Here is a 3,184-nt window from a genome sequence, read left to right on the forward strand (position 1 = left end):
AGGGAGGGGAGTACGTCACTTTTTCCATTAAAAATACAGGTAAAAACAATAGTGTAAATATTGCATATACCATAGCCCATAAAAAAAGTGGCACAAGTATTACTGCCAATACTTTAGATATGTAGGTTGTGGCCAAAATATCAAACCTGCACCCAAAACAAAGGGCAAGGACATAACAACTGGTATAAAGGCTGTCCACAATACGGATAATGCAAATAACAATTTTCCATGTGTATTCATTTTCATATGCAGCAACAACCCAAGTATAAAGAATATAACCACTAAACCACTAATAAAGTCAATGGTATTTTGCTCAAATAAGAATGAAAACATATCAGATAACGACTGGTTCAATTGCATGAGAACAAACCTTTGATAGTATATGCCTATTATCAAAATATATCAATATGTTTTTGATAATAATATTGATAAATGTTTTTGATAATTGCTAAGCCAATAAAAACCGATTGCAAAAAATCGGTTTTTATTCTTTATCAAAAACTAATGTTTTTGATAAATTGCGGCATCAAAAACAGAATTATTAAATATGCCTGTTATATGCCTACTATATACATAATAGGCATATAAAACAAGCGCTTTTATTTATCGGTCAAATCCGCCTTTTCCTTTACCAGCGGTTGTATCGACCGCTGGCGCTTGAATAGCGACCGTGGCTTGTTGCGTTGGTTGTTGAGTGACAACCTGTGCTGCTTGCTTTTTTACCGCTTGCTGCGCCTGATAGTCCGCAACACTTGGCAGGTTTGAATTACCTTGTTCGGCTTTCAAAATTTCCTGCTCAAGCGATGCTTGTTTGGTGTTTCGAGCTTCAGGGTGATTTGCCAATTTTTCATTGATATAATCATACCAGCCTTTGAACACTTCTTGGCGTTCAGGCGGCAGATTAGCAAGCTTGTCAGTAAAATCTTGTCGCCCCATATCGCTTGTAGCGAGCTGTGCAACAAAATCATGGGGATTGGCTTTGTGTAAATCATTCCAATCGCTTAGTTTCTCTGCGCCATCCAGCTTGTCAAACTGTGGCACAATGACCTTAGCATCAATTTTTTCAGCTGCTGCATTAGCTTTTTCGATGCCAGTATTAACCGCATTATTACGGTCATTATCAGCAGCGATATAGATGCGAGCATCAGGCAGGGATGCACGCACTTTTTCGGCAGCTGGCGATAGGTTGCCAGCGTCAAACGCAACCACGACTGGCTTGCCAGTCTGTTCATGCAAAGTAGCAGCTGTGGCATAGCCTTCAGCAATCATCACATCTTTGGCATTATTTAAATCACCAATGACATGAAATGAGCCTGACTTTTCACCGCCTTTGACAAATGATTTAAAGCTACCATTGTTACCGCTGATGGTTTGGAATGTGCGCACATCACCATGTTCATTCATGGCTGGTACAATCAAATCGCCCTTGGTCAAGACTTGCTTTTCAATCCCATTTGCCTTGAAGTTTTCACGCATGGCTTTGGCTTCACGCCAATCATTTGCAATAGCAAGATTGGTATTGTCAAGATTGACCGCTGATTTATCAGGGACGACATACACGCCATGCGCCGCCACACCTTTCTTATCAAGATAAGGATGATTTTGTGCTGGTTGTGCATGATTAAGCACAAGCTTAGCAGCATCAGCAGCTTGATTATAACTGGCTTTTTGCTTGGCTTCAGCGGCGGCTTTTGCACGCTCAATATCTAGTGATGATGGCACAGATTTGACCACTGCATCTTTGGCAGTCCAGTTGGTTTCTTGGCCAGTTTTGAAGTTTTTGACTGTTCCTCTTGGCACACCATCCAAGTGACCAATATAAGCACCTGATTTACCAGTTCTGTCGCCATCAACTTTGAGGCGATGCCAACGCCCATCCATGATCGGATGTCCTGATTCTAAGTGCAGTCCATGAGCTTCCAGTTGGCGTGCAAATTCAGTCTCTGGACTGATAAATTCACGCACTGGTTCTTTTAACCAAGGCTTGAATTTATCCAAATCACTGCCAGCTGGCGCATACCAGTATTTATTTTCTTTATCCCATCTTGCACCCAGCGATGACGCAACATCTTTTTGTTCATAAGGCACAAAAAGGCGATGATTTTCGGCAGAGATATTGGCCTGTGATGCTGATATTTCTTGTTGAGTGACTTTTTCAGCTTCAACAACATTATATGTTTGCTTAATAAGATAAGCAGCTTCATCCGTCAGCTTATACTTCCATCCATCATCAACGCTTTTTAAAATGCCAGCATCTGCCAAGTCCTGTAAAGCTTTGTCATAAGCGACAACACCTTGATCGCCAACCATGCCAGTATGCAATGCAAATTCTCTAGCATCAAATGCATTATTGCTATAAGTTGCAAGGTCAAGTAACTGTTTATGGTTATGCTCGTTAAAATCCATTGCAGATTTGATACCACGAACGAAAGATTTTAACTGTTCGTTATCAACAGATTGGATTTTGTCCGCAATAGCTGACTTTTCGGCAAGCATCAATACTTTATCTTCAAGCAGTTTATCCAGCTTGGCAACTTCGTGTACGCTATGCGGAATGTCAGCTCGCAAAGCCATTTTTAGTGAATTTTTATCCAAATTCTCAAAATGGCGCTTGACAATATCTTCAGGTTTTAGTACAATTACATCCAAAGCCTTACTCGGCACTACTCCCACGGGGTGACCACGGTCATCCAATAGGTGGGGAAGCGTACCGATTGTAAGGCTTTTTTCATTGTTGTAATATACAATATGGGGCTGTACTAGAATAACAACCATGTTATACTAGTTTTATGAAGATAACCCATTGTAAACTAAGTAAAAAAGTTCAAAAAAGACTACTTGAGTTTTTTGTACTTGAAGTTACTGCTAGAAGTGCAGCTGATTTACTGGGTATTCACCCTAATTCAGCAGCCCTTTTTTACCACAAAATCCGCCTTGTGATAGAATATCACTTAGCTCTTGAAGCCAACACTGTTTTTGACGGTGAAGTAGAGCTTGATGAAAGTTACTTCGGCGGTATTCGTAAAGGCAAACGTGGTCGTGGTGCAGCTGGTAAAACTGCTGTATTTGGTTTATTAAAACGCAATGATAAAGTTTACACTGTTGTTGTTAAAGATACTAAGACAAATACACTAATGCCAATTATCACAAGTAAAATCAAGCCTGATAGCATTGTCTACACAGA

General features: G+C 40.2%; 2 protein-coding genes. One reads left to right on the forward strand and one right to left on the reverse strand.

The window, feature by feature from the left end:
* Positions 1-603: 603 nt before the first annotated feature.
* Complete coding sequence (locus B0181_RS11755; RefSeq protein ID WP_078277669.1) at positions 604-2,775, reverse strand: DUF5710 domain-containing protein; 2,172 nt, start codon at positions 2,773-2,775, stop codon at positions 604-606.
* A gap of 14 nt (positions 2,776-2,789) precedes the next feature.
* On the opposite strand from B0181_RS11755, the gene B0181_RS11760 reads away from it, so the two are divergent.
* Positions 2,790-3,184: IS1595 family transposase (locus tag B0181_RS11760; RefSeq protein WP_143821559.1), on the forward strand; the 395-nt coding region annotated here is incomplete at its 3' end.

The organism is Moraxella caviae, assembly GCF_002014985.1.
Classification (GTDB): Bacteria; Pseudomonadota; Gammaproteobacteria; order Pseudomonadales; family Moraxellaceae; genus Moraxella; species Moraxella caviae.

Coding starts and splice junctions, on each gene's coding strand:
- B0181_RS11755 (WP_078277669.1), bottom strand. CDS start 2,775: ATGGTTGTTATTCTAGTACAGCCCCATATTGTATATTACAACAATGAA.